Origin of the sequence: Haloarcula sp. CBA1131, from assembly GCF_008728975.1 — an archaeon.
Taxonomy (GTDB): domain Archaea; phylum Halobacteriota; class Halobacteria; order Halobacteriales; family Haloarculaceae; genus Haloarcula; species Haloarcula hispanica.
Window position 1 is genome coordinate 2,139,987 of record NZ_RPCY01000001.1, and the last position, 21,699, is coordinate 2,161,685.

The 21,699-nt window shown below is 63.6% G+C and carries 23 protein-coding genes; 13 read left to right on the plus strand and 10 right to left on the minus strand.

The annotated features are described in order from the left end of the window. Window positions 1–5: 5 nt before the first annotated feature. Window positions 6–872: a universal stress protein gene (locus Har1131_RS10940; protein ID WP_151146415.1), complete on the minus strand. Its 867-nt coding sequence runs from the start codon at window positions 870–872 to the stop codon at window positions 6–8. Window positions 873–1,003: 131 nt separating this feature from the next. Here Har1131_RS10940 and Har1131_RS10945 point away from each other — a divergent pair, with 131 nt between their 5' ends. After that, window positions 1,004–1,294 (plus strand): transcriptional regulator, encoded by a 291-nt coding sequence (locus tag Har1131_RS10945; RefSeq protein WP_007190454.1) that lies wholly within the window; start codon window positions 1,004–1,006, stop codon window positions 1,292–1,294. A gap of 36 nt (window positions 1,295–1,330) precedes the next feature. Here Har1131_RS10945 and Har1131_RS10950 read toward each other — a convergent pair whose 3' ends face one another. Continuing rightward, complete coding sequence (locus Har1131_RS10950) at window positions 1,331–1,747, minus strand: Rieske 2Fe-2S domain-containing protein (RefSeq protein WP_050037982.1); 417 nt, start codon at window positions 1,745–1,747, stop codon at window positions 1,331–1,333. A gap of 217 nt (window positions 1,748–1,964) precedes the next feature. Between Har1131_RS10950 and Har1131_RS10955 the strand changes: the two genes are divergently transcribed. Together Har1131_RS10955 and Har1131_RS10960 are read left to right on the plus strand one after the other, a co-directional pair. After that, window positions 1,965–3,023, plus strand: coding sequence for a trans-acting enoyl reductase family protein (locus Har1131_RS10955; protein WP_050007126.1), 1,059 nt, complete (start codon window positions 1,965–1,967; stop codon window positions 3,021–3,023). 259 nt (window positions 3,024–3,282) lie between these two features. Beyond that, window positions 3,283–4,584: an alpha-amylase domain-containing protein gene (locus tag Har1131_RS10960; RefSeq protein WP_014040218.1), complete on the plus strand. Its 1,302-nt coding sequence runs from the start codon at window positions 3,283–3,285 to the stop codon at window positions 4,582–4,584. A gap of 75 nt (window positions 4,585–4,659) precedes the next feature. On the opposite strand, the gene Har1131_RS10965 is transcribed toward Har1131_RS10960, so the two are convergent. From Har1131_RS10965 to Har1131_RS10985, 5 genes are all read right to left on the minus strand, one after another. Further along, window positions 4,660–5,532 carry an aminotransferase class IV gene (locus Har1131_RS10965; RefSeq protein ID WP_050037980.1) on the minus strand — a complete coding sequence of 291 codons (873 nt, stop codon included), beginning with the start codon at window positions 5,530–5,532 and terminating at the stop codon, window positions 4,660–4,662. Next, window positions 5,517–6,266 (minus strand): aminodeoxychorismate/anthranilate synthase component II, encoded by a 750-nt coding sequence (locus Har1131_RS10970; protein WP_014040216.1) that lies wholly within the window; start codon window positions 6,264–6,266, stop codon window positions 5,517–5,519. The genes Har1131_RS10965 and Har1131_RS10970 overlap by 16 nt, the downstream gene beginning before the upstream one ends. Next, on the minus strand, window positions 6,263–7,732 hold the full coding sequence (pabB, locus tag Har1131_RS10975) for an aminodeoxychorismate synthase, component I (RefSeq protein ID WP_151146418.1): 1,470 nt from the start codon (window positions 7,730–7,732) through the stop codon (window positions 6,263–6,265). The genes Har1131_RS10970 and pabB overlap by 4 nt, the downstream gene beginning before the upstream one ends. Before the next feature lie 70 nt (window positions 7,733–7,802). Then, window positions 7,803–8,417, minus strand: a complete 615-nt coding sequence (locus tag Har1131_RS10980; protein ID WP_151103321.1) for a helix-hairpin-helix domain-containing protein — start codon at window positions 8,415–8,417, stop codon at window positions 7,803–7,805. A 50-nt stretch (window positions 8,418–8,467) separates the two neighbouring features. After that, entirely contained in the window at window positions 8,468–9,265 is a 798-nt protein-coding gene (locus Har1131_RS10985; RefSeq protein WP_050007128.1) for a shikimate dehydrogenase, read from the minus strand. A 133-nt stretch (window positions 9,266–9,398) separates the two neighbouring features. On the opposite strand from Har1131_RS10985, the gene Har1131_RS10990 reads away from it, so the two are divergent. From Har1131_RS10990 to Har1131_RS11020, 7 genes are all read left to right on the plus strand, one after another. After that, window positions 9,399–10,760 carry a sodium:calcium antiporter gene (locus tag Har1131_RS10990; protein ID WP_007190461.1) on the plus strand — a complete coding sequence of 454 codons (1,362 nt, stop codon included), beginning with the start codon at window positions 9,399–9,401 and terminating at the stop codon, window positions 10,758–10,760. Beyond that, window positions 10,760–12,115: a D-aminoacyl-tRNA deacylase gene (locus Har1131_RS10995; RefSeq protein ID WP_151146422.1), complete on the plus strand. Its 1,356-nt coding sequence runs from the start codon at window positions 10,760–10,762 to the stop codon at window positions 12,113–12,115. The genes Har1131_RS10990 and Har1131_RS10995 overlap by 1 nt, the downstream gene beginning before the upstream one ends. A gap of 103 nt (window positions 12,116–12,218) precedes the next feature. Further along, window positions 12,219–13,379, plus strand: coding sequence for a cell division protein FtsZ (gene ftsZ / locus Har1131_RS11000; RefSeq protein WP_004592941.1), 1,161 nt, complete (start codon window positions 12,219–12,221; stop codon window positions 13,377–13,379). A gap of 128 nt (window positions 13,380–13,507) precedes the next feature. Continuing rightward, on the plus strand, window positions 13,508–14,746 hold the full coding sequence (locus tag Har1131_RS11005) for an ABC transporter substrate-binding protein (protein ID WP_225308108.1): 1,239 nt from the start codon (window positions 13,508–13,510) through the stop codon (window positions 14,744–14,746). Continuing rightward, window positions 14,743–17,196, plus strand: coding sequence for a methyl-accepting chemotaxis protein (locus tag Har1131_RS11010; protein WP_014040210.1), 2,454 nt, complete (start codon window positions 14,743–14,745; stop codon window positions 17,194–17,196). Before Har1131_RS11005 ends, Har1131_RS11010 begins: the two co-directional genes overlap by 4 nt. Before the next feature lie 147 nt (window positions 17,197–17,343). After that, on the plus strand, window positions 17,344–17,523 hold the full coding sequence (locus Har1131_RS11015; protein ID WP_004592944.1) for a protein translocase SEC61 complex subunit gamma: 180 nt from the start codon (window positions 17,344–17,346) through the stop codon (window positions 17,521–17,523). Window positions 17,524–17,527: 4 nt separating this feature from the next. Continuing rightward, window positions 17,528–17,965, plus strand: a complete 438-nt coding sequence (locus tag Har1131_RS11020; RefSeq protein ID WP_004516836.1) for a transcription elongation factor Spt5 — start codon at window positions 17,528–17,530, stop codon at window positions 17,963–17,965. Between the two features lie 126 nt (window positions 17,966–18,091). Here the strand turns inward: Har1131_RS11020 and Har1131_RS11025 are convergent, their stop codons facing one another. Then, complete coding sequence (locus Har1131_RS11025) at window positions 18,092–18,391, minus strand: hypothetical protein (protein ID WP_004516837.1); 300 nt, start codon at window positions 18,389–18,391, stop codon at window positions 18,092–18,094. A gap of 115 nt (window positions 18,392–18,506) precedes the next feature. Here Har1131_RS11025 and Har1131_RS11030 point away from each other — a divergent pair, with 115 nt between their 5' ends. Then, entirely contained in the window at window positions 18,507–19,268 is a 762-nt protein-coding gene (locus Har1131_RS11030; protein WP_064287981.1) for a PHP-associated domain-containing protein, read from the plus strand. Here Har1131_RS11030 and Har1131_RS11035 read toward each other — a convergent pair. Together Har1131_RS11035 and Har1131_RS11040 are read right to left on the minus strand one after the other, a co-directional pair. Continuing rightward, entirely contained in the window at window positions 19,265–19,771 is a 507-nt protein-coding gene (locus Har1131_RS11035) for a metal-dependent hydrolase (protein ID WP_050037973.1), read from the minus strand. The genes Har1131_RS11030 and Har1131_RS11035 overlap by 4 nt on opposite strands. 36 nt (window positions 19,772–19,807) lie before the next feature. Beyond that, window positions 19,808–20,317: a CinA family protein gene (locus tag Har1131_RS11040; RefSeq protein WP_050037972.1), complete on the minus strand. Its 510-nt coding sequence runs from the start codon at window positions 20,315–20,317 to the stop codon at window positions 19,808–19,810. A 79-nt stretch (window positions 20,318–20,396) separates the two neighbouring features. Between Har1131_RS11040 and Har1131_RS21755 the strand changes: the two genes are divergently transcribed. Further along, entirely contained in the window at window positions 20,397–20,540 is a 144-nt protein-coding gene (locus Har1131_RS21755; RefSeq protein WP_004961837.1) for a hypothetical protein, read from the plus strand. 38 nt (window positions 20,541–20,578) lie between these two features. Continuing rightward, window positions 20,579–21,697: a pyridoxal phosphate-dependent aminotransferase gene (locus Har1131_RS11045; protein ID WP_050037971.1), complete on the plus strand. Its 1,119-nt coding sequence runs from the start codon at window positions 20,579–20,581 to the stop codon at window positions 21,695–21,697. The last annotated feature ends 2 nt before the right edge of the window (window positions 21,698–21,699 follow it).

A 21,699-nucleotide genomic window follows, 5' to 3' on the forward strand; every position in this document is an offset into this window, starting at 1 on the left:
CGGTGTTAGCTTTCCTCGCCGACGTCCGACGCTCGAACGGTCATCACCGGAACCGGCGAGGTTCGGACCAGTTTTTCGGCAACGCTGCCCAGCAGGTAGCGGTCGACACCCGTGCGACCGTGGGTCCCGATGACGACGAGGTCGGCATCAGTGTCCTCAATGGCGTCGAGGATGGCCTGATACGGGATACCGTGAGTGATTGCTGTCTCAACGGCTTTGACTCCCATCTTAGTGAGCTGATCGGAGCCATCCTCGACGGCATCCGTCGCGACCGACTCCAGTTCGTCAACGATGACGGTGGACCCCACATCGATACCGAGCGACCGCGTGTCCACCACCGAAACGAGATGGACTGTCGCGTCGGTTTCGCTTGCGAGTGTGCCCGTCGGCTCGATAGCTGCCTCCGCGCCGCTACTGCCATCAGTCGGGAGCAGAATGTCGTTGAATGAGATGGTTCCCGGCTCCGCGTCGGCTTTGACAGAAAGGACGGGCACGTCGGCGAGGCGGACGACTTTCTCGGTGACGCTCCCGAGGAGGAACCGCCGGACGCCGGTTCGCCCGTGCGTTCCCATAATGATGAGGTCGATACCGGTCTCGTCGGCGTAGTCGAGGACCGCGTCGTGGACGACTCCCTCGCGAACGGCGGCGGTGATGGACAGGCCCTCGGTGTCGACGTGGTCGGCCTGGGACTCGATGAAGGCTTCCGCCGGAGAGTCGCCGTCGTAGTCCCAGTCGTCCGTGGGTCCGTGCTCGTCAACGACCGAGAGGACGTGGACGGTGGCGTCGTGAGTGCGTGCAAGCGTCGCGGCAGCCTCGAACGCACGCTCGGAACCGGGACTTCCGTCTGTCGGCACAAGGATACTATCGAACATCGGTTGGTCTCGCTGTTCACCGCCGTCGGTGATAAAGTACCGTGACGGAGCGAGGAACTGTCCGGGAGGCGGCAACGGTGGCGCCACGAGAACAGAACAAAGCCTATAACAGTCGGATGCCAATTTTTCCCATGCGCGAGGCAAGTCGGACGACGCGCCAGCGCATCGCTGACCAACTACGCGACAAAGCGATGGCCGCCGGGACAATCGCAAACGAGTTCGAAATACAGACCAGCGACGCGCTCACGCACGTAGAGCATATTTCGAAATCCCTGGAATCGACCGACGAACAGCTCCTCGTCGCGCCGCCGGAGTGCGAGGAGTGCGGCTTCACGGACTTCGACGACCTGACAAACCGACCAAGCCGGTGTCCGGAGTGTAAATGCGAAGCGGTCTCAGAGCCGGCGTACCGGATCAGCTAACCGGTACGGAGTCCCGGAGAAGCCGATTCCAGCCGCTCAGTTCCCGGAGAAGCCGATGCGACCGCGCGAAGAGAGGTCGTGGTCGCCGGACGGCCCCTGGTTTTCGAACTCGTAGCGCTCGTCGGTCAGGTAGACGACGTCGTCCTCGGTGGTAATCGAAACTTCCTCCAGAACCGCTCCTTCGCAAGGGCCGTAGTTACACAGCCCCGAATCGGATTCGAACGTCGCCCCGTGTTTCTCACACACCAGTTCCCCATTCCGAACAGTCGCCCCACTGCCTTTGTCGAGTCGGACGTCTGTCCAGTGTGGACAGTAGTTCTCGAACGCGACGACCGCGTCGGACAACTCGACGATAATCGCCTCCTTCGTGTCGAAGCCGTCGCGAACAGTGAACAGAAAGGTTCCGTCAGCGGGCACCTCGTCCAGCGCGACGATACGGCTGTCCTCGTCCATACTACGCATCCGTACGGACGTAACCCGTTTCAAACCGCCGATCCCGGCGAGTAACCGCGTGAAGCGCCACGGGCTATTCAGACGGAAACGGCACCGTGCAGTAAGAAGCGAGGCCAGAGCGCGGCCAAAGCTCTCGTGAAGTGAGTAGCCAGCGGTCACTGGTCAGGTTGTCGATTCAGTGTCAACTGTTATCGGGGGACGCTGCGAACGCGACGCTATGGGAGATGTCGTCATTTACGGCTCGTACGGCTACACCGGCAACATCATCGCACAGGCGGCCATCGACCGGGGATTAGAGCCCGTACTGGCCGGCCGGAACCGGGACGAACTCTCGACGCAGGCGATCAAACTCGGCTGTGAGTCCGAAGTCGTCGGGCTGGATGAACCCAAAGTGCTCGACGTGCTGCTCGACGACGCCGACGCCGTCGTCCACTGCGCCGGCCCGTTCAGCCGGACGTGGGAGCCGATGGTCGAGGCCTGCCTGCGAACCGGGACGCACTACCTGGACATCACCGGGGAGCTCGACGTGTTTGAGGCCATCCACGAGCGGGACAGCGAAGCACGGGAGGCCGGGATCATGCTCCTGCCTGGTGTCGGTTTCGACGTGGTCCCGACGGACTGCCTCGCTGCACACCTCGCCGACCGGCTGCCCGACGCCGACACGCTGGCGCTGGCGTTTCACGCGGAGATGGGCGTCTCGAAGGGAACCGCGAAGACGATGGTCGAACACATCGACGCAGGCGGGGCGGTGCGCCGCGACGGCCGCATAGAGCGAGTGACCGTCGGGAGCGAATCGCGCGAGATAGACTTCGGCTGGGGACACGATGGGATGAACACCGTCTCGATCCCGTGGGGCGACGTGTCGACGGCGTACCACACCACCGGCATACCGAACGTGACCGTGTACATGTCGATGCCGCCGTCGGCGGCCCGACAGCAGCGGTTTGCGGGGCTGTTCGCGCCCGTACTCGGTCTCCCACCGGTGAAAGCCACGCTCAAGTGGTTTATCGAGCAGACGACCGAGGGACCCGACGCTGAAGAGCGCGCAACTGTGCCCAGTTTCGTCTGGGGCGAAGCCAGAACTGACGACGGCGACCGCGTCGAGTCCCGACTGCGAGGGCCACACACCTACGATCTCACGGCGGCGACAGCGGTCGAAATCACCGAGCGGGTCTTGAGCGGTGACGCGCCCGCCGGGTTCCAGACGCCCGCCGGCGCGTACGGTCCCGACCTCATTCTCGCTGTCGACGGTGTCGAGCGCGAAGACGTGGTGTGAACGGACTACTTCGAGGTTGGTGAGAAAGTCGGGTATATATCACAAATAAAATAGGAGCGTCGAAGTGTGTCTTCCGGGAGCCGGAAACGCGGTAGAGATAGTGGTTCAGTCCCCGTATCATCGCTATATTACTGTTCAGGTGTGATTGACTTCCGATATGTAACAAATCATATATGCCAACTATTTATTGTGATGTAGAATCTCATCATCTTTTGCGGAAAAGCATGGTAGATAACATGAGACATACCTCGGAGAGCAAATGAATCGACCCCGAATTACCGGCAGTAAGCAGGCGTCTCGGCGAACCGTTCTGAAAGGAATCGGAGTGCTCGGTGCCGCAGTATTCGGCACCGCCGCCTCAGTCGGCAGTAGCGCGGCTGTCGGCGATAGCGCGGTGTACCAGTACTACCACACAGACTGGACAGAGATCACAGCGACGCTGGAAACAGTCGCACAACAGGGCTACGACGCGATTCAGGTCCCACCGGCCCAGCGGAGCCGCCTCGACCGGAGCCATCAGAACGGCGTCACCGACCCACCGCTTGGCTATCAGCCCGTCGACCTGACGGATTTCAACAGCGTGTTCGGCACAGAGGACGAGTACGAGGCGATGGTGCAGGAGGCCCACAATCAGGACCTCGACGTCGTCGCCGACGCGGTCATCAACCACATGGCCGCAAACGACGACTTCCGGGACGCGCCGGGCATTACCTTCGCGGACCTCCCCCGGTTCAGCGAACGCGACTTCCACCCGAAAGACGACATTAACTACGACAACCCGGAATCGGTCGAGGACGACTGGCTCGTCGGGCTGAAGGACCTGAAACAGGAGTCCGCGTACGTCCGCGGCGAGTTGCAGGCCTACGTCCAGAAGTACGCGGACCTCGGCGTCGACGGTATTCGCTGGGACGCCGCCAAACACGTCCCCGAGTCGTTTTTCGCCGACTACGCGAACCAGTGGGCCGACGACCTCGATCTCTGGACAGTGGGTGAGGTGCTCGACGGCGATATCGGCGTCTGCCAAGGGTACGCCGACACGGGGATGTCCGTCACCGACTACCCGCTCTATTACACGATGAAAGAGGAGGCGTTCCACAGCGACGGCAACATGCAGGCGCTCGACGGCGCCGGCATGGTGAATCAGTCGCCGTTCCAGGCGTTTACGTTCGTTTCAAACCACGACAGCGGGCCGCCGGACTACGAGAAACTCGCGTACGCCTACATCCTCACGTACGAGGGGTATCCACGCGTGTACAGCAACCGTATCAGCGTCGACGACGACGATATCCGGAACCTCCTCTGGATCCGGAACAACCTCGCGAGCGGCGGCTCACAGACCCGCCACGTCGACCAGGACCTGTACGTCTACGAGCGAGAGGGGAACCTCCTCGTCGGCCTGAACCGTGCGAGCGGCCAGCGGAGCAAGTGGGTCCCCACGAGCTGGACGAACCAGACACTCAACGATTACAGCGGCAACGCGGGCAATATCTCGACCAACGGCGATAGTTGGGTCCAGATCACCGTTCCCGCGACAAGTTGGGTCTGCTACGCACCCGAGTAGACCGCGGACGCGGACACCAGTAAGCTGGCACGCCAGCGACCCGCGCTGGCTCGCTTTCCACTACCTTCAGCGCGATCAGTAGTACCGCTCCTCGATTCGCTCGTCGAACAGCCGCTGAAGGAGCTTCGTCATCGGCCCGCTCCCCACGGAGATACCGTCGACGGTCGAAACGGGGCGGATCTCCCACGTCGAGTTGGTGAGAAACGCCTCGTCGGCGTCACGCAGGGCATCGAGCGAATAGTGACCGGTCTCGACAGGGAAATCCTCGCCGCGAGCGATGTCCATTACCACGTCGCGGGTGACCCCCGGCAGTAGGTCCAGATCCGTACTCGGCGTCCGGAGGCCGTTGTCCGTGACGAAAAAGAGGTTGCTCGTCGCCCCTTCTGCAAGGTTCCCGTCCGTGTCCCGGATGAGACACTCGTCGGCTGGTTCGCCGCCAGCGGCGGCCTTTCGGAGTTCGAGCCGGCCGAGAATCCCGTTGAGGTAGTTGTGGGTCTTCGCGTCCGCCGGGACGGCCTCGCTCGGAATCCGCCGGGTCCGGACCGTCTGGACCGACGCCGGCTCGTCCCAGACGCACTCGCCGTTGAGCCCGCCCCTCGGGAGCCCCTTGCAGATGACGACGACCGTCGGGTCGACATCGCTCCCCGGCGTGAGCTTCCCGGGCTGGACGCCCCGCGTGACCGACAGCCGGACGTACGCCTCGTCGAGGTCGTTGGCCGCGAGCGTCTCGTCGACGCGCTCCCGGAGGTCACCAGGCACGGCGTCGGCAAACCCCAGCGTCTCGGCCGTCCGCTGGAGGCGCTCGCGGTGGGCGTCCCACCGGAACGGCTCGCCGCCGTAGGCCCGGAGCGTTTCGAACGCCGCGTCGCCGTACATGAACCCGCGGTCGCGCACTGACACCGTCGCCTCGTCTTCGGGGACGAGGTCGCCGTCTACGTGGTATTGCATAGCAGGCAGAAGTTCTCGATCATGGTCTTGCCGTGGTCGGTCAGAATGCTTTCGGGATGGAACTGGACGCCGATGTGCGGGCGGTCGCTGTGGCGGACGCCCATGACGACCTGGGACTCGTCCGTGCCGTCGGCGGTGGCAGGTTCGGACGAGTCTGGCGTCTCTGTGGCTCCGTCGGCATCGTCGTGGCCAACAGTGTACGCCGTCTCAGTCAGCACGTCGGGAAGGTCCTCGCGGTCGACCGCGAGCGAGTGGTACCGACCCACCTCGACGGGGTCCGGCAGGTCTTCGAACACGCCTGTTCCGTCGTGGGTAACCGACGACGATTTGCCGTGGACGACCGCCTCGGCGTGGCCGACTGGCGCGCCGTTGGCCGCACACAGCGCCTGATGACCGAGACAGACGCCCAGCGTCGGGTAGTCCAGCTCCTCGAAGATCGGCATCGAGACGCCCGCCTCTTCGGGCGTCCCTGGCCCCGGCGAGACGACGATGCCGTCGGGGTCCAGTTCGCGGATACCCTCGATGTCGATGGCGTCGTTGCGCCGGACGATGACGTCGTCCTCAGTCCCGCCGAGTCGGAGGACCACCTCGCCGACGTACTGGACGAGGTTGTACGCGAACGAGTCGTAGTTGTCGACGACCAGCACGGTCGGAGCCAGCGAGTCCGCCGTCGGGCCACCCGCGGCGTTGGTGTCGCTATCGTCGCTGCCGTCGCTACCACGGGAGCCGCTCATTGCTGGTCCTCCATCGCCAGGTCGACGCGTCTCCCCAGCGCTTCGTCGACGGCGTTGACCAGCGCACAGCCCTTGTCAAGCGTCTCCTGATACTCGCTGTCCGGGTCCGAATCGTGAACGATGCCCGCGCCGACGCGGAGGTGGTACTCCTCGGCGTACCGGACCAGGGTCCTGATGACGATGTTCAGCGTCGCCCGGCCGTCGAAGCCGAACAGGCCGATAGAGCCGGTGTACGGCCCCCGTCGCGTGGCCTCAACCTCGTCGATGATCTCCATCGTCCGGGGTTTCGGTGCGCCGGTGATGGTGCCGCCGGGGAACACCGCGGCGATGGCTTCCTGCAGGGACGCGCCGTCACGGAGTCGGCCCTCGACGACCGAGACGAGGTGCATCACCTCTGAGTAGCGGTCGACGCGGCGGTAGTCAGACACTTCCACGCTCCCGAATTTGCTCACTTTCCCCAGGTCGTTGCGCTCCAGATCGACGAGCATCGCGTGTTCGGCCCGCTCCTTCCCGTCGTCGAGCAGGTCCGCTTCCAGTCGGTCGTCAGCGTCGGGCGTCTCGCCCCGCGGGCGGGTGCCAGCGATGGGTTCGGTCTCGATACGGTCGCCGTCGCGGTGCAAGAGGAGTTCCGGGCTGGCGCTGACGAGGTCAACGCCAGGGAACTCAAGCAGGGCAGAGTACGGTGCGGGGTTCACAGTTCGAAGCGCGTCGAACGCCTCGACGGGATGGACTGCGGCGGGTGCGCGGAGACGCTGTGAGACGTTCGCCTGAAACGTGTCGCCGTCGCGGATGTACTGCTTGACCGTTTGGACTCGGTCAGCAAATGACTCGCGCGTGCAGTCACTCTCGAAGGTTGCTTCATCGGTCTCGACCGGCGGATCCTCGACACTGGGGTCGCCCTGTGCCGCTGCCCGCGCCAAGTCCAGCGCGTGCTGCTTGCCGAACTCGTAGGCCAGTTCGGGCGTCTCAAAGTCGTCGACCCGCGGGCAGGCTGTCACGCGCAGCGTCACCGACTCACCGCGGGGTTCCTCCCAAGCGGCGAAGCGGTCGTAGCGGGCCACCTGCAGGTTTGGGAGCGCGCGGTCGGCATCGGCGCTGTCGGGCAGTGACTCCAGTTCCCGCGCCACGTCGTAGGAGAGCCATCCAACGGCTCCGCAGGGATACGGTACGTCGCAGTCACCACGGACCAGCCGCTCGCCGTCGAGAAACTCAGTCAGTGCGGCGAGGGTCCCGCCAGCTCGGGGGTCGACCTCGCGGAAGTCCGCCGGAGCGGTCCCGAAGTAACCCCACCCCGACTGGCCGCCGGTCGTCGCCAGATACACGCCGCCAGTTTCGTCGCGCGCCCGACGATAGGCGAGAAACGGGTCATCGACGTCCACTCGAACCTCGACAAGGACGCGCGCCGCTGGATGCGCGTCGGCCGCAAGGTCGGTGAACGTGGTCCGGTCGGTTTCGACCGATTGCATTACCGAACGAAAACAGTGCGGCGACTAATTCCCTTGCGGTTCGGCGCAAAAAGACGGAACGTCAACGGTTTCAGAAGTCTTCGGCCCGCTCGATCCAGCCCGAAACGCGGCTCTCTGAGAGGTCCGTGTCCGCGGCGATGGCTGCTGCATCCGCAGCGGCCAGTTCGCCCACCGTCTCGATACCGATATCGGCGAGTCGGTCGGCGTAGGCGGGACCGATACCCTTTATTTCCGTGACTGGGGCAGTGCTTCCATCATCGTCGGCCTCAGCCGATTCTTCGTCGGATGCGGCTGGCTCCGCATCAGCCTCGGTCGAGTCCTCGCTAGCGGTGGCCGCCGAATCGCTGTCCTCGTCGTCGCCCGCCGTTTCTGGTTCGGCCTCCGTGGTAGAGTCATCGGTCGCAGATGTCGATTCGTCGTCGGTAGTCGGTGACTCAGTAGTCTCCGACTCGGCCGTCTGAGCAGATGTTGCACTCCCATCCCCTGATTCAGTCCCGGCCCCGTCCGCGGTATCGGATGTGTGGGTCTCGGTAGTCGTCGCGGTGTTCGTCCCCTTGACAGCGTCTTCGTCTTCAGTAGAGGGCTCTCGCTCGACGGTCACGTCCACGTCGCGATTGGTTCCCGACGTGGATGACCCAGTCCCGTCAAGCCCGAGGGCGGATTTCAATTTCTGAAGCAGACCCATACATGAACGTATTTATCCCCAACACAAATCTCTTGCTGGTGACCGCTCCGTTACAAGTGTTCGCGCAATCGGCCGTTCATCCTGTCTACAGGTGCGTCCTCGCCAGTCCAGCGTTCAAACGCTTCAACCCCCTGATACAGGAGCATCCACGCGCCGTCAACGGTCGTTGCGCCCGCGGCCGCCGCGTCCTGTAGCAGACGGGTCTCAATCGGCGTGTACACCGCATCGAGCACCGCGAGGTCGCCGTGCAGCGCGTCAGCGGGGACCGGCGTCTCGTCTTCCTCCATGCCGACGCTGGTGCAGTTGACGAGGATGTCGGCGTCTGCGAGCAGGTCAGCGAGCGAATCGAGGCCGTGGCCCGTCGCGTCCGGGACGTCCTCGGCCAGCGCGTGCGCCTTAGATTCGGTTCGGTTTGCTATCCGCACCGACAGCCCCTCGTCGGCGAGGCCGAACGCGACTGCGCGTCCCGCGCCGCCGGCCCCGACGACGACAGCAGTGCCGGACAGCGAGACGTCGTGGTGTGCCAGTGCTCGGACCGCGCCGACCGCGTCGGTGTTGTAGCCCGTCGGCGTCCCACCGGTGAAATCAACGGTGTTGACCGCGCCGATGCGCTCGGCGAGCGGTGCGGGGTCAACGGCGTCTAGCACGTCCTGCTTGAACGGGATTGTGACGTTGAGGCCGTCGACTCCGAGCGTCTCTGCCGCTTCGATGGCTTCGGCACCAGCATCCGCTGGTGGTTCAAACGTGACGTAGCGTGCATCAAGTCCCAGTGCCTCGTAGCCCGCCTCGTGCATCGGGGGCGACAGCGAGTGCCCGACCGGGTTGCCGATGAGTCCGTAAACGTCCATACCAACGCCAGCGCGCCCCGGTCGTATGAACGCCACGCTCTGTGGGAAGCACGGTCTGCAGCCGACACTTTCGCAAGCTTTTCAGCCAGACCCAGCCACACTTCCGACAGTGAGTCGTTTTCGCCATCCACTGATGCAAGTCGCAGTCGCGCTGGCCCTGACTGTCGGCTGGATTTACCTATTTATCTCCGGCATTGAGGTCGGGAACGTGACCACCGTCGCGGTCAGTGGGCTCGCCGTCCTCGGGGCGTCGTTCCTCTTGGCCTGGGGCGCTGAAACCGCCGAGAAAGACGTACCGAGGGCGTTCGCTATCGCCGTCCTCGCCATTCTCGCCGTGGCTCCCGAGTACGCCGTTGACGCGCTGTACGCCTGGAACGCCGGGGCTGGTGGGGCGACGACGGAGGCCTGTCGCCAGTTCACGGCGGCAGAAATCGAGTCCGCAAGCGGGGGGCTCGCTCGCGCCTGTCACGACGCGAACCTCGCGATTGCGAACATGACCGGCGCGAACCGCATCCTCATCGGTATCGGCTGGGCGGGTATCGCCGTGTTCACCGTCTGGCGCGCCGCAAAGACACGGGACCCCGCAGTCACGAAACGCGACGGCTTCCTGAAAGACGCCGTCCAGCTGGACACCGACATCGCAACCGAGATCTCCTTCCTCTTTCTGGCGACGCTGTGGGCGTTTCTTGTCCCTCTCGGCGGCGGTATCGGTATCTTCGATACGCTGTTTCTGGTCGGCCTCTACGTCGCGTACATCGGCCTCGTGCTCAAGTCCGATATCGAACACAGCGAGCACACCGTCGGCGTCCCAAAGTACTTCCAGGAGTGGTCGCTGCCGTGGCGGCCACTCGTCGTCTTGGCGTTGTTTGGCTACTCCGGCGCAATGATTTTCACCGCGGTTGAGCCGTTCGCCCACGGCCTCGAAGAGATCGGCGTCGCGAACGGCATCCCCGAGTTCTTCATGATCCAGTGGGTCGCCCCGCTGGCCAGTGAGTCACCTGAGCTCATTGTCGTCGCCGTGCTGGTCAACAAGGCCCGCTCGACGGCGGGGTTCAACGCCCTCATTTCCTCGAAACTCAATCAGTGGACGCTGCTCATCGGGACCATCGCAGTGGTGTACTCCATCGCACTCGGCGGGTACGGCGTCCTGCCGTTCGACGCCAGACAGGGCGCGGAGATCTGGATTACAGCGGCCCAGTCCTTCTTTGCGCTCGCCATTCTGGTCAACTTCGAGATCAGTATCCGGGAAGCAATCGGGCTGTTCGCGCTGTTCATCTCGCAGGTGGTTCTGGAGTTCGCCATCATCAGGGACCTTCTCGCTCTGCCGATATCGAGTCACGACCTTCTGCTGGCGTATACAGGGCTGTACGTCCTCCTCGGGGTCGGACTGTTCGTCCAGCGCCGCGAAGCGCTGAAACACCTGCTTGGGCTGGCCGGTGACGCCGTCCGGTCCGCGGTGGGTCGTGAACCGGTCCATCTGGAGAACGCCGATTGATGCTCGGAATCGTTGTCTCACACGCCGACGCGGCATCGATGCACATCGGAGAGCACCTGCGCTCATTGCGGGACTGGGAAACGAGCGGCGACGAAACGCGGCCCGACGACGAAGGCGGCGGTACGGTGTACCAGATTGACAGCGTGGAACTCCGCGAGTTCGAGGCGTTACATCTGGACATCGAAAACGTCGCGGCAGCGTTCGACGATCCGGACCTGCTGGTGTTCGCCTCAAAACACGCCGGCGAGACGGACGAGCTCCTGACGGCCCACCATACCGGAAACTTCGGTGCCGCGGAGTACGGCGGCGAAGACGGGCAGTTCGCCCGCGCCTGTCCCGGGGCTCACAAGGCCGTGGTGTCGGCACTCCAGCGCCACGCTCCGCCGGACTACGAAGTCGGGATGGAGTGTACGCACCACGGCCCGACAGCAGTCGGTGTCCCGTCGATGTTTGTCGAGGTCGGCAGTGCGGAGCCACAGTGGGAGGACCCCGACGCCGCCGAGGCCGCTGCCAGAGCGATACTGGACCTCGCCGACGAACCGGCTGACAGGCCGCGTGAGAACGGGACGCGCCGCCACCTCCTCGGGGTCGGCGGCGGCCACTACGCCCCGCGGTTCGAGCGAGTTGTTCGTGAGACGGACTGGGCGGTCGGCCACATCGCCGCCAACTGGTCGTTGGACGCGCTGGCGGAGTGGGCCGACAGCGACGAGGAGCGCGACACAGTGCTCGACCGCGCCTTCCGGGCCAGCGCGGCCGACTACGCTCTCATGGAGGGCGACCGGCCGGACCTCACGGCCGCCATCGAGTCGCTGGGCTACCGCGTCGTCAGTGAGACGTTCGTTCGGGAGACGACCGGTGTCGACCTGGGCCTCGTCGAGACGCTGGAAGACGCTGTCCGGCCGGTCGACGATGGTCTCAGGTTCGGAGAGCTTGCGTCCGGGTACGACGGGGAATGGACCGTAATCGACCTCCCGAACGAGCTTATTTCCGACGTGCGCGGCGTCGATAGCGAGGCACTGCGTGAGACTATCGAACGCCAGTCCATCGCGTACGCGACCGAGCAAAACGGGACTGTCCTCACCGGACCGATTGTCTGTCCGGCGGCGACAGAAATAGAAGCGGTCGTCGAACCGCTGGTCGAAATCCTCGAACGGCGCTTCGACAGCGTCGACTGGACCGCGGACGAACTGGTCGCCCGGGAGACGGCGTTCGACCCGGACCTCGCACGAACGGCCGGTATCCCCGAAGGGCCCAAGTTCGGGAAACTCGCCTCGGGCCAATCCGTCGAAATCGACGGCGAAGAGATTGACCCGGAGCGGTTCCAGCGCGAGCGTATACGTCGATATACGCTGTGAACACTGGCGCGTCAGCCGGTAAAACTATGACTCAACACGTCAGACGTGCGTCAGACGTAGGGGGAAAACTAATAACTGTTCGTCTGCAAGGGGGTTTTAAATTATGGATTCGATAATTGACGACGCTATCGACGAGGCAGAACAAGACGGGGAGGACGCGGCTGGCGGAACTGTCGACGAAACGACATCGACGCCGTCTCAAGACATGTCCACGTCCGGGACGATGTCCGACGAGGAACTGGCAAGCGTCGTCAAGGACCTGGAAACGAAGATCACGGTCGTCGGCTGTGGCGGTGCTGGCGGGAACACGGTCACCCGGATGATGGAGGAGGGCATCCACGGGGCCAAACTCGTCGCCGCAAACACCGACGCACAGCACCTCGCCGACGAGGTGGCCGCCGACACCAAGATTCTCATCGGCCGCAAGCGCACCGGCGGCCGCGGCGCGGGTTCGGTCCCGAAAATCGGCGAGGAGGCCGCCCAGGAGGACATCGAGGACATCCAGCAGTCTATCGACGGCTCAGACATGGTGTTCGTCACCGCAGGTCTCGGCGGCGGCACCGGCACCGGCGCGGCCCCGGTCGTCGCACAGGCCGCGCAGGAAGCCGGCGCACTCACCATTTCTATCGTCACGATTCCGTTTACCGCGGAGGGTGAACGCCGCCGTGCCAACGCCGACGCTGGCCTCGAACGACTCCGTTCGGTCTCCGATACGGTCATCGTCGTGCCGAACGACCGCCTGCTGGACTATGCGCCGTCGATGCCGCTGCAGGACGCGTTCAAGATTTGCGACCGTGTGCTGATGCGCTCGGTCAAGGGCATGACCGAACTGATCACCAAGCCCGGCCTCGTCAACGTGGACTTCGCCGACGTTCGGACCATCATGGAGAACGGCGGTGTCGCGATGATCGGCCTCGGCGAATCCGACTCCGAGAACAAGGCACAGGACTCCATCCGCTCGGCGCTCCGCTCGCCGCTACTTGACGTGGAGTTCGACGGTGCGAACTCCGCGCTCGTCAACGTCGTCGGCGGCCCCGACATGAGCATCGAGGAAGCCGAGGGCGTCGTCGAGGAGATCTACGACCGCATCGACCCCGACGCTCGCATCATCTGGGGCGCGTCGGTCAACAACGAGTTCGAGGGCAAGATGGAGACGATGATCGTCGTCACCGGCGTCGAGAGCCCGCAGATATACGGCCAGAGCGAGGCCGAACAGGAGAAGGCCGCCCAGCAACTCGGTGAAGACATCGACTACGTCGACTGAACTGCCTCGTTGTCTCAGTTTTCTGACTCTCCCTAGCTGCCAGTAAATGAATTTATCTCCACACGTTTGCTATCATAAATGATACTCTCGCCGAAAAGCGTTTATCCGGAAATTCTAACTCTCTTCGCATGTACTCAGATTCGAGGCGTAATGTTCTCAAAAAGTGTCTGGCCGTTGGGAGCTTGGGACTCTCATCCGGTTGTCTCGGTTCTCTGAGCGGAGGCAGTGACACTGTTCAGTTTGGTGCACTCCTCCCACTCAGTGGTGCGCTCGCCCCACTCGGACAACACGGCAAGCGCATGGTCGAGCAGGCAGCAAGCGACGTCAACGCCGTCGGTGGTATCGGCGGTAACGACGTCGAAGTGACCATTCTTGATACCGAGGCGAACGCCGAAACCGCGGTAGAGCAGTACGGATCACTCGTCGACCGTGGTGTCATCGGCTTCGTCGGCGGCCTCGTCAGTGATGCGTCGCTCGCTCTCGCTCCGGAAGCAGCCAGCGACGAAATCATGGAGGTCAGCCCCGCCAGTACTGCCCCGCAGCTATCGACTGCCGGCCGGGCCAACGGCCGGAAATACTTCGGCCGAACAGTGCCGAGCGACGGGACGCAAGCGGTGGTAATGGCGAAGGCCGTCGACGACCCGCTGTACATCGATGCGGACTCCGTCGCGTTACTGAGCATCGACAACTCCTTCGGTGCCGGACTGGCGGACGCACAGCGTGAGGCACTGAACGCCGATATCGTCGCCGATATCCGATATGACCCGTCGTCGGAATCGTTCGACGACACGCTCGCAGACGTGTTCCAGAACGACCCTGATGCCGTCAGCTTCACCAGCGTCTCCGGCCAGGAGCGCGGTATCCTTGATGCGTACAACCAGTCGGAGTACGACGTTCCATGGGTGCTGTCTGCGGGGATGTTCGGCGGTGACCTCCCGTCGTACTACGACGGGTTCTACAGCGCGTCGCTGTCCTCTGCGCGAACGCAGGCGTACTTCGAACTGGTCCGCCGGCTCCCGGATATCGATGATCCCCGAGCGTACTCGGTCAACGCGTACGACGCGCTGTTTTTGATGGCGTGTGCCGCCGAACAGGCCGGCGAAAGCAGCGGTCCGGCAATCGCCGAGACCATTCAGTCAGTCTCCGGCGGGTCTGGACACACTGTCTCTGTCGGCGACTTCGGTCGTGTTCGGTCACTCACTGAAGCAGGCCGGGCAGTGAATTACCAGGGTGCGTCCGGCAGCGTCGACCTGACGGCTGACCTCGAACCGCTGAGTTCGTACCTGATCGAGCGGGTCACTAACGGGTCAGTCGAGTCGCTGGAGCTATTGCAACCACAGTTCTTCAAATCGGGAGGGTCCCGATGAGTTCGCTCCCGAGCCGGCTGGTTCAGGCAACGGAGCGTGCGCTCCCTGACGTCATTCGGCGTCGGTACGCGGCGAAGTTCGGCGTCCTGTTGCTCGGCGTGGTCGTCTTGCTCGCACTCGGTGGGGCAGCCATCAACCTCGAAACGGGGGCGCTAGTTGAGTCACAGACAGAGGATCAAATCCGCGGTGTCGCGGAGTCCCAATCGAGTTCCGTCTCAACTTGGGTCTCGAACAAGCAGTCGACAGCGTCGTTTCTCGCGGCGTCTATCGGTGATCGGTCCGAGTCCACCTCTGACAGAGAACACCAGCGGTGGCTCGAACAGAAGCTCATTGGGTTACCGGGAGACGTCCGGGCGCTTCATTACGTCGACGCCGCTGACGGTACAGTCACCGCCAGCACCGACGACGAACTGAACGGCGTCGCACTGAGCAACGTCGACGATCCGTGGACCGACGCGAGTGGTGCAGTCGTCTCGTCGGGTCCGACGGGCACGTCCGAAGCGTACAAGAGCAGTAACGAATCGGTTATTGCGTTCGTCCAGCCTGTCTCCGGCAGCGACGAATACGTCGTGCTGACGGCGTCGCTCGAAGCGCGCTCCCACGAGTTCACGTCACCGTTTGCGACCGGCGACGTGAAGGTCGTCGGGTCGAACGGACAGATCATTCTCGACAACCGGAAGAGTTCGATTCTCGAAGAGTACGCGGCAACCGGGGACGCGACCGACACGAGCGTCGAAGCGGCACTGAACGGCGAAACCGGCTACAAGTCCGTCTCCGCCAGAACGGGCATGGAAGACGGGCAGTACGTGATGGCGTACACGCCGGTCACCGGCACTGAGTGGGCGTTGCTGTATCACGTCCCGCAGGACCGCGCGTTCGCCCTGCAGTCGGCTGTCTCCGAGAACATCGCGCTCCTCCTGGCGCTTGCCGTGGGGGCACTGTTCGTCGTCGGCGTGACAATCGGGCGCGGAACCGCGAACGCGCTCTCCCGCGTGGCCGAAAGCGCCGAGGACATCGCCGCCGGTGAGATCAACAGCACCCTCCCCGAGACCACGCGCGTCGACGAGATGGGGCAACTGTACGACTCATTCGCGTCGATGCAGGCGTACCTGACGACCGCTGCGAATCAGGCCGACGCGCTCGCTGACAAGCGGTTCGACGACCCGGCGCTCGACGAGAGCATCCCCGGTGAGTTCGGCGCGGCGCTGGAGGAGATGGGCGAGGACATCCAGACGTTGATTACCGACGTCGAAGCCGCCAGAGACGAGGCGGAGGCGGCGAAGGAAGACGCCGAGGCGATGGCGTCCGCCCTCGAAGCGAAGGCGGCCGAGTTCAGCGACGTGATGGACAAGTCGGCGGCCGGGGACCTCACCCAGCGGATGGCCACCGACAGCGACTACGACGCGATGGTCGACATCGCAGAGAGCTTCAACGAGATGATCACGGAGCTCGAACGGACGGTCAACCGCATCGAAGGGTTCGCCGGAACCGTCGACAGTTCGACGGAAACGATCTCCGCGAGCGCACAGGAAGTGCGGTCGGCTAGCGAGTCGGTGAGCGAGTCGGTGCAACAGATCGCCGAAGGCGCTGACGAGCAAAACCGGAACATCCAGCAGGTGAGCGACGAGATGACCGACCTGTCGGCGACTGTCGAGGAAATCACCTCGTCGACCGACGAAGTCGCGTCGAAGTCCCAGCAGGCCGTCAACGACGGCGAGTCCGGCCGCGAATACGCCGAGCAGGCCGCCGCCGAAATCGAGGCGCTCGAACGGAAGTCCACCGAAGCTATCGAACAGGTGGAGTCCCTCGCAGAGGAGATGGAGCGCATTGGCGAAGTCACGACGCTCATCGACGAAATCGCGGAGCAGACGAACATGCTCGCGCTCAACGCGAACATCGAAGCCGCTCGGGCCGGTGAGGCGGGCGAAGGGTTCGCCGTCGTGGCCCGCGAGATCAAGACGCTCGCCGAGGAAACCCAGGAAGCGACGACCGATATCGAGTCGATGATCGACGACATTCGGTCCCGGACCGACACCACTGTCGAGGACATGCAGGAGATGGGTGAGAGCGTCGACACCGGGAAGAAAACGGTCGAAAACGCGACCGACTCGCTGACCAGTATCGTCCAGCAGGTCAACGAGGCAAACGACGGCGTGCAGGCTATCAGCGACGCGACCGACGAGCAGGCGGCCTCGATGGAAGAGGTCGTCTCGATGGCCGAGGAAGTCGGCTCGATCAGCGAGGAGACATCCGCAGAGGCCGAGAACGTCGCCGCGTCCGCCGAGGAACAGACGGCGTCGATCACGGAGGTCACCGAGAAGATACAGTCGCTCTCCAGTCAGGCGACCGACCTCAAGGACCTCATCGACCAGTTCGAAACCGGCGATGCCGGTGACGGTAGCGACCTGGGGACACACGGATCGGACGGGACTGCGTTGACCGACGACTAACCGAACGTTCGGGAACGCTCGTCCCGGTTATCGCCCCGTTCTGTCGGCTACTTTTTTCTGTGACGCTGTACAGCTCGCTCTGTGACGGGTTCGGACTCGTCGCCGCGCACCACAATATAGAAAAGCCACCAGTGGGTACGACCCGCTATGGACGTTCCATACGATCTCACCTCCTACATCCGCGTACTCAAACTGGCGAGTACGCCGTCGTGGGAGGAGTTCTCCCAGATCGCGAAAATCGCCGGCGCGGGCATCGCGCTGGTCGGACTGCTCGGGTTCATCATCTTCGCCGTGATGACCTTCATCCCTGGCAGCAAGCCGGTGTAAACCGATGGGAATCTACGCAGTCAAAACCACGGCCAGCCAGGAACGCACCGTCGCGGACATGATCATCTCCCGCGAGGAAGACGAGATCCACGCCGCGCTCGCGCCGGACTCGCTCACGAGCTACGTGATGGTCGAAGCGGACGATCACAACGTCTTCGACCGCATCCTCGACGAGATCCCCCACGCCAACGGCGTCGTGCAGGGGGAGTCCTCGATGGCGGAAGTCGAGCACTTCCTCTCGCCGAAACCGGACGTAGAAGGCATTGCGGAGGGCGACATCGTCGAACTCATCGCCGGCCCGTTCAAGGGCGAGAAGGCGCAGGTCCAGCGCATCGACGAGGGCAAGGACCAGGTCACCGTCGAACTGTACGAGGCAACGGTCCCGATTCCGGTCACCGTGCGTGGCGACCAGATTCGCGTTCTCGACTCCGAAGAGCGGTAGGCGAACGGGTCTCGTGCAATTCGAACGGATGCGTAGCGACCCGCAAGGGAGCAATCAAGCGTTTTCAGACTAGTTGGCAATCATTGTCGAGCAAAGTCAGGCACCGTCGTAAAACAGCGGTAGTTGCTACGCTTCGCCGCCTTCCAATCGGTCGATGACCTCGCTCATGTTGGCGGCGGCCTCAACGGATTCTTTTATCTGTTCACGACGGCGGACCTCGGCGGCGGAGGCGTCGTAGGCGCGAACGTACTCCGCGCGGGAGTGTTCGTCGAAGGCGTGCTTGATAGCGAAGTAGCCGTCGGGGACGACGGCACCGCAGACCTTGCACTCGATGCGGTCATGCTCAACCGACTGGTGGATGATAAGCTCCTCGACGCGGTCGAACTGTCTGTCGTCCCCTTCGATGTCGCACTCCCAGCGTGGCATTTGCTCAGTGGCAGGCGACGCGGGGTTAAAAACGTTGGCTGCCACCTGTCAGAAGTCTGTCTCTCAGACTGCCAAAACGGAAACCCCTAATGGCAGTACGGAGTTAGCGTTCACCGTGCAACCCGAGGGGTACGCCGTTGATCTCCACGTGAAAGTGCTCGACGACGGGGTCGTCGAGCGCGCGAAGGCATGTGGCCTCGACGCGCTGGTGTACGCGCCGCATTTCACGCGGCTACCGGAGATACGGCGGCAAGCAGAGGCGTTTTCCGACGAAGAGCTGACTGTGTTTCCAGCCAGAGAGATATTTACTGGCACCTGGCAACAGCGCCGGCACGTACTGGGTATTGGACTCGAAGAGCCGATCCCGGATTTCATTACCTTCGACGGCGCGATGCGAGAGTTGGACCGTCAGGACGCAGCTGTGCTCGTCCCCCATCCCGGATTTCTCAACGTGAGCCTCGGACTGGACGACATCGAAGCGTACGACGACAGCATCGACGCGCTGGAAGTGTACAACCCCAAGCAGTTGTCCCACCACCGAGACCGCGCGCAGTCGTTCACGTCGGAGACCGGCCACGAGCCGTTCGTCTCGTCGTATGCCCACGTCCGTGGTACCGTCGGCGAGGCGTACGTGACCTTTACCGAGGCGTTCGAGGACGTGGCGGCGCTCAGTGCGGCGCTGAAAGACGACGTGGAGCGGTCGCTGTTCCATCGCGACGGCATCTCACACGACATCCGCCGGGCAGTCGAGTGGGCGCATCTGGGGCTGGAAAACACCTGGGGAAAGTTCGACCGGCTGATGCTGCAGGGGACCGAGCCGACTCATCCGGACCACGTCGCGTACAGCGGTCGGTTCGACGACGTGAAAGTGTACTAAACCAGAAACGCGCTGTTCTCGACGACGAAGGTACGGACCGACGGCGGCAGGTACTGTGGGAGCACATGTATCAACAGCCCGACCGCGGCCAGTTCGAAGATGGTAATCGCGACGGTGACAACCTCCGCATACTCACTGGAAGTCGTCACACCCGTCGGTGACCCGTACTCTTTGTCCGAGATGGGGTAAAACAGCGCGATGCCCCGGCGGGAACCGAAGTAGTCCAGCACGTAGTGGGTGAGGACGCCGAGCCACACCCACTGGAGATTGCCGCCGTGATACAGCGGATGGGCCAAGAATATGATGAGGACGGGGAGATTGTGCAGGGTCTTGCGGTGCTTGCCGAAGGCGGTGTCGACATCGGGAAACAGTGCGCCCAAGACGATGGGAAGGAACACTTCCGCGATTGTTGCGAAGGTCGTCACGTCGCCCGAGGGGTCAAGAACGTATCCCAGTCCGATGCTCAAGAGGACGGCGTTCAGGACGTGCCCACGTTTGTTCATCTACCTGACCGTCCGTGTCCCAACTGAAAGAGCTTACTACTCCTGTAAGGTGGTTTCCAGGTCCCGGAGCGCCTGTGTCGCGATGGCCGCCTTGACCTCGCGACGGGTGCCATCGAACTCGTAGCGGGACACTGTCACGCCGGACTCGTTGGTCCCCCACGGGGCGGCCTCGGCGACGGCGATGTACACCGTCCCGACGGGCGTTTCCGACGAGCCGCCGCTCGGCCCGGCCACGCCAGTCGTGGCGACGCCCCAGTCTGTCCTGGCGGTATCACGAGCGCCCTGAGCCATTTCGACAGCGACCGGTTCTGAGACTGCGCCGTGGGCGTCCAGCGATTCCCGCGAGACGGCGAGCAGCTCTCGCTTGGCCTCGTAGGAGTAGGTAACCAGCGAGCGGTCGAAGTAGTCGCTCGAACCGGGTATGTCCGTTATTTTCGACCCGACAAGGCCGCCGGTACAGGACTCCGCGGTAGCGACTGTGGCATCAGCTTCTCGGAGACGCTTGCCGACGCGCTTCTCGACTGGGTCCGCTGTATCGTCTGTCATTAGCGGTAGTTGTCGCGATGGGCGAATAAGCGTTCAGGGCGGGCCGGAATACTTTCAGTTCGGAGACACAACTGCGTGTATGAGCTATCAGACGACGCTTGGCTGGTCACTTGTTACCTCGGGTCTCGTGACGCTATTCCTCTGGGTCCTGCCGGGGTCGGACCTCCTGTGGGGGATGCTGTTGCTGGTCCTCGGCGGACTGACGCTGTACATCCGCCAGTAGACAGAAAAGCAAACGGGGCCGGCAGCCCGAGACCGGGTATGGACTACACGGAACCCCAGTTCTTCCGGGTCATGCAGTATGCGGCCCGGGCCGACCGGGACGTGGTGGACATGGTGTCGGGCAACCCCGACTGGGACCCGCCCGAGGGGCTTCGGGACGGGCTCAGAGACTACGCCGAGGCTCCGGCCGACGACTACCAGTATCCGCCCAGCGTCGGGCTGACGCCCCTCCGCGATGAAATCGCCGCTCGGCGTGGGGTGGACCGGAACCGAGTCCTCATCACGAACGGCGCGGGTGAGGCAAACCACCTCGCGATGACCGGCGGACTCCACCACTTCGACGGAAACGAGATTCTCCTGACGGACCCGGTCTACCCCTACTACGCCGGCCGGGCAAACTTCGTCGGCGCGGACATCTCCTTCGTCCCAGTCGACGAGCGCAACCGACTGGACCCCGCGGACGTTCGGGCGGCCGCAAGCGAGGAGACGGCGGTCATCGTCGTCAATTCGCCGAACAACCCTACCGGCGCGGTGTACGACGCCGACGCGATGGCCGAGTTCGCAGCCATCGCCGAGGAGTACGACGCGCTGCTGCTCAGCGACGAGGTGTACGACCACTTTGACTACGCGGGCCGGTTCAGTTCGGCGCTGCACGCCGACTCCGACCACGTCGTCGCCACCAACTCCCTCTCGAAAACGATGGCGATCACCGGCTTCCGGGTCGGCTATGCAATCTTCCCGCCGGAGGACGGCCCGACCGGCGCACTTCTGGAACGCGCTCGCACCCAGCACATGCTCACGAACGTTACCGGGAGCCGGCCGGCGCAGTACGCCGTCCTGCGGGCGCTGAAGACCACGAGTCCCGACTACTACGCCGCGTGCCGACGGCGACTCGAAGACCGCGTCGACGATTTTTGCGCTGCGCTGGCGGAAGTCGGGGCCGAGTACAACCGCCCCGATGGCGGCTTCTACGTGATGGCGCGGTTCCCCGGCTTCCCGGGCTCCTTCGAGAACGTGTACGAACTTATCGACGAGGCCGGCGTCGCCGGGATGCCCGGCGAGGCCTTCGGCGAGTCTCGGCGTGACTGGATACGATTCGCACTCGTGACGCCTCGGGTGGACGAGGCAGCCCAACGGCTGGCGAACTATTTCGAGTAAAA

Excerpts from the sequence above, each read along its gene's own strand:
- ftsZ (WP_004592941.1), top strand. The coding sequence starts at position 12,219 with ATGGATTCGATAATTGACGACGCTATCGACGAGGCAGAACAAGACGGG.
- Har1131_RS11025 (WP_004516837.1), bottom strand. The coding sequence starts at position 18,391 with ATGCCACGCTGGGAGTGCGACATCGAAGGGGACGACAGACAGTTCGAC.
- Har1131_RS11010 (WP_014040210.1), top strand. The coding sequence starts at position 14,743 with ATGAGTTCGCTCCCGAGCCGGCTGGTTCAGGCAACGGAGCGTGCGCTC.
- Har1131_RS10960 (WP_014040218.1), top strand. The coding sequence starts at position 3,283 with ATGAATCGACCCCGAATTACCGGCAGTAAGCAGGCGTCTCGGCGAACC.
- Har1131_RS11015 (WP_004592944.1), top strand. The coding sequence starts at position 17,344 with ATGGACGTTCCATACGATCTCACCTCCTACATCCGCGTACTCAAACTG.
- Har1131_RS10985 (WP_050007128.1), bottom strand. The coding sequence starts at position 9,265 with ATGGACGTTTACGGACTCATCGGCAACCCGGTCGGGCACTCGCTGTCG.
- Har1131_RS10965 (WP_050037980.1), bottom strand. The coding sequence starts at position 5,532 with ATGCAATACCACGTAGACGGCGACCTCGTCCCCGAAGACGAGGCGACG.
- Har1131_RS10950 (WP_050037982.1), bottom strand. The coding sequence starts at position 1,747 with ATGGACGAGGACAGCCGTATCGTCGCGCTGGACGAGGTGCCCGCTGAC.
- Har1131_RS11035 (WP_050037973.1), bottom strand. The coding sequence starts at position 19,771 with ATGAACAAACGTGGGCACGTCCTGAACGCCGTCCTCTTGAGCATCGGA.
- Har1131_RS10945 (WP_007190454.1), top strand. The coding sequence starts at position 1,004 with ATGCGCGAGGCAAGTCGGACGACGCGCCAGCGCATCGCTGACCAACTA.
- Har1131_RS21755 (WP_004961837.1), top strand. The coding sequence starts at position 20,397 with ATGAGCTATCAGACGACGCTTGGCTGGTCACTTGTTACCTCGGGTCTC.
- Har1131_RS10995 (WP_151146422.1), top strand. The coding sequence starts at position 10,760 with ATGCTCGGAATCGTTGTCTCACACGCCGACGCGGCATCGATGCACATC.
- Har1131_RS11040 (WP_050037972.1), bottom strand. The coding sequence starts at position 20,317 with ATGACAGACGATACAGCGGACCCAGTCGAGAAGCGCGTCGGCAAGCGT.
- Har1131_RS11045 (WP_050037971.1), top strand. The coding sequence starts at position 20,579 with ATGGACTACACGGAACCCCAGTTCTTCCGGGTCATGCAGTATGCGGCC.
- Har1131_RS10970 (WP_014040216.1), bottom strand. The coding sequence starts at position 6,266 with ATGAGCGGCTCCCGTGGTAGCGACGGCAGCGACGATAGCGACACCAAC.
- Har1131_RS10980 (WP_151103321.1), bottom strand. The coding sequence starts at position 8,417 with ATGGGTCTGCTTCAGAAATTGAAATCCGCCCTCGGGCTTGACGGGACT.
- pabB (WP_151146418.1), bottom strand. The coding sequence starts at position 7,732 with ATGCAATCGGTCGAAACCGACCGGACCACGTTCACCGACCTTGCGGCC.
- Har1131_RS11020 (WP_004516836.1), top strand. The coding sequence starts at position 17,528 with ATGGGAATCTACGCAGTCAAAACCACGGCCAGCCAGGAACGCACCGTC.
- Har1131_RS10955 (WP_050007126.1), top strand. The coding sequence starts at position 1,965 with ATGGGAGATGTCGTCATTTACGGCTCGTACGGCTACACCGGCAACATC.
- Har1131_RS11005 (WP_225308108.1), top strand. The coding sequence starts at position 13,508 with ATGTACTCAGATTCGAGGCGTAATGTTCTCAAAAAGTGTCTGGCCGTT.
- Har1131_RS10990 (WP_007190461.1), top strand. The coding sequence starts at position 9,399 with ATGCAAGTCGCAGTCGCGCTGGCCCTGACTGTCGGCTGGATTTACCTA.
- Har1131_RS10940 (WP_151146415.1), bottom strand. The coding sequence starts at position 872 with ATGTTCGATAGTATCCTTGTGCCGACAGACGGAAGTCCCGGTTCCGAG.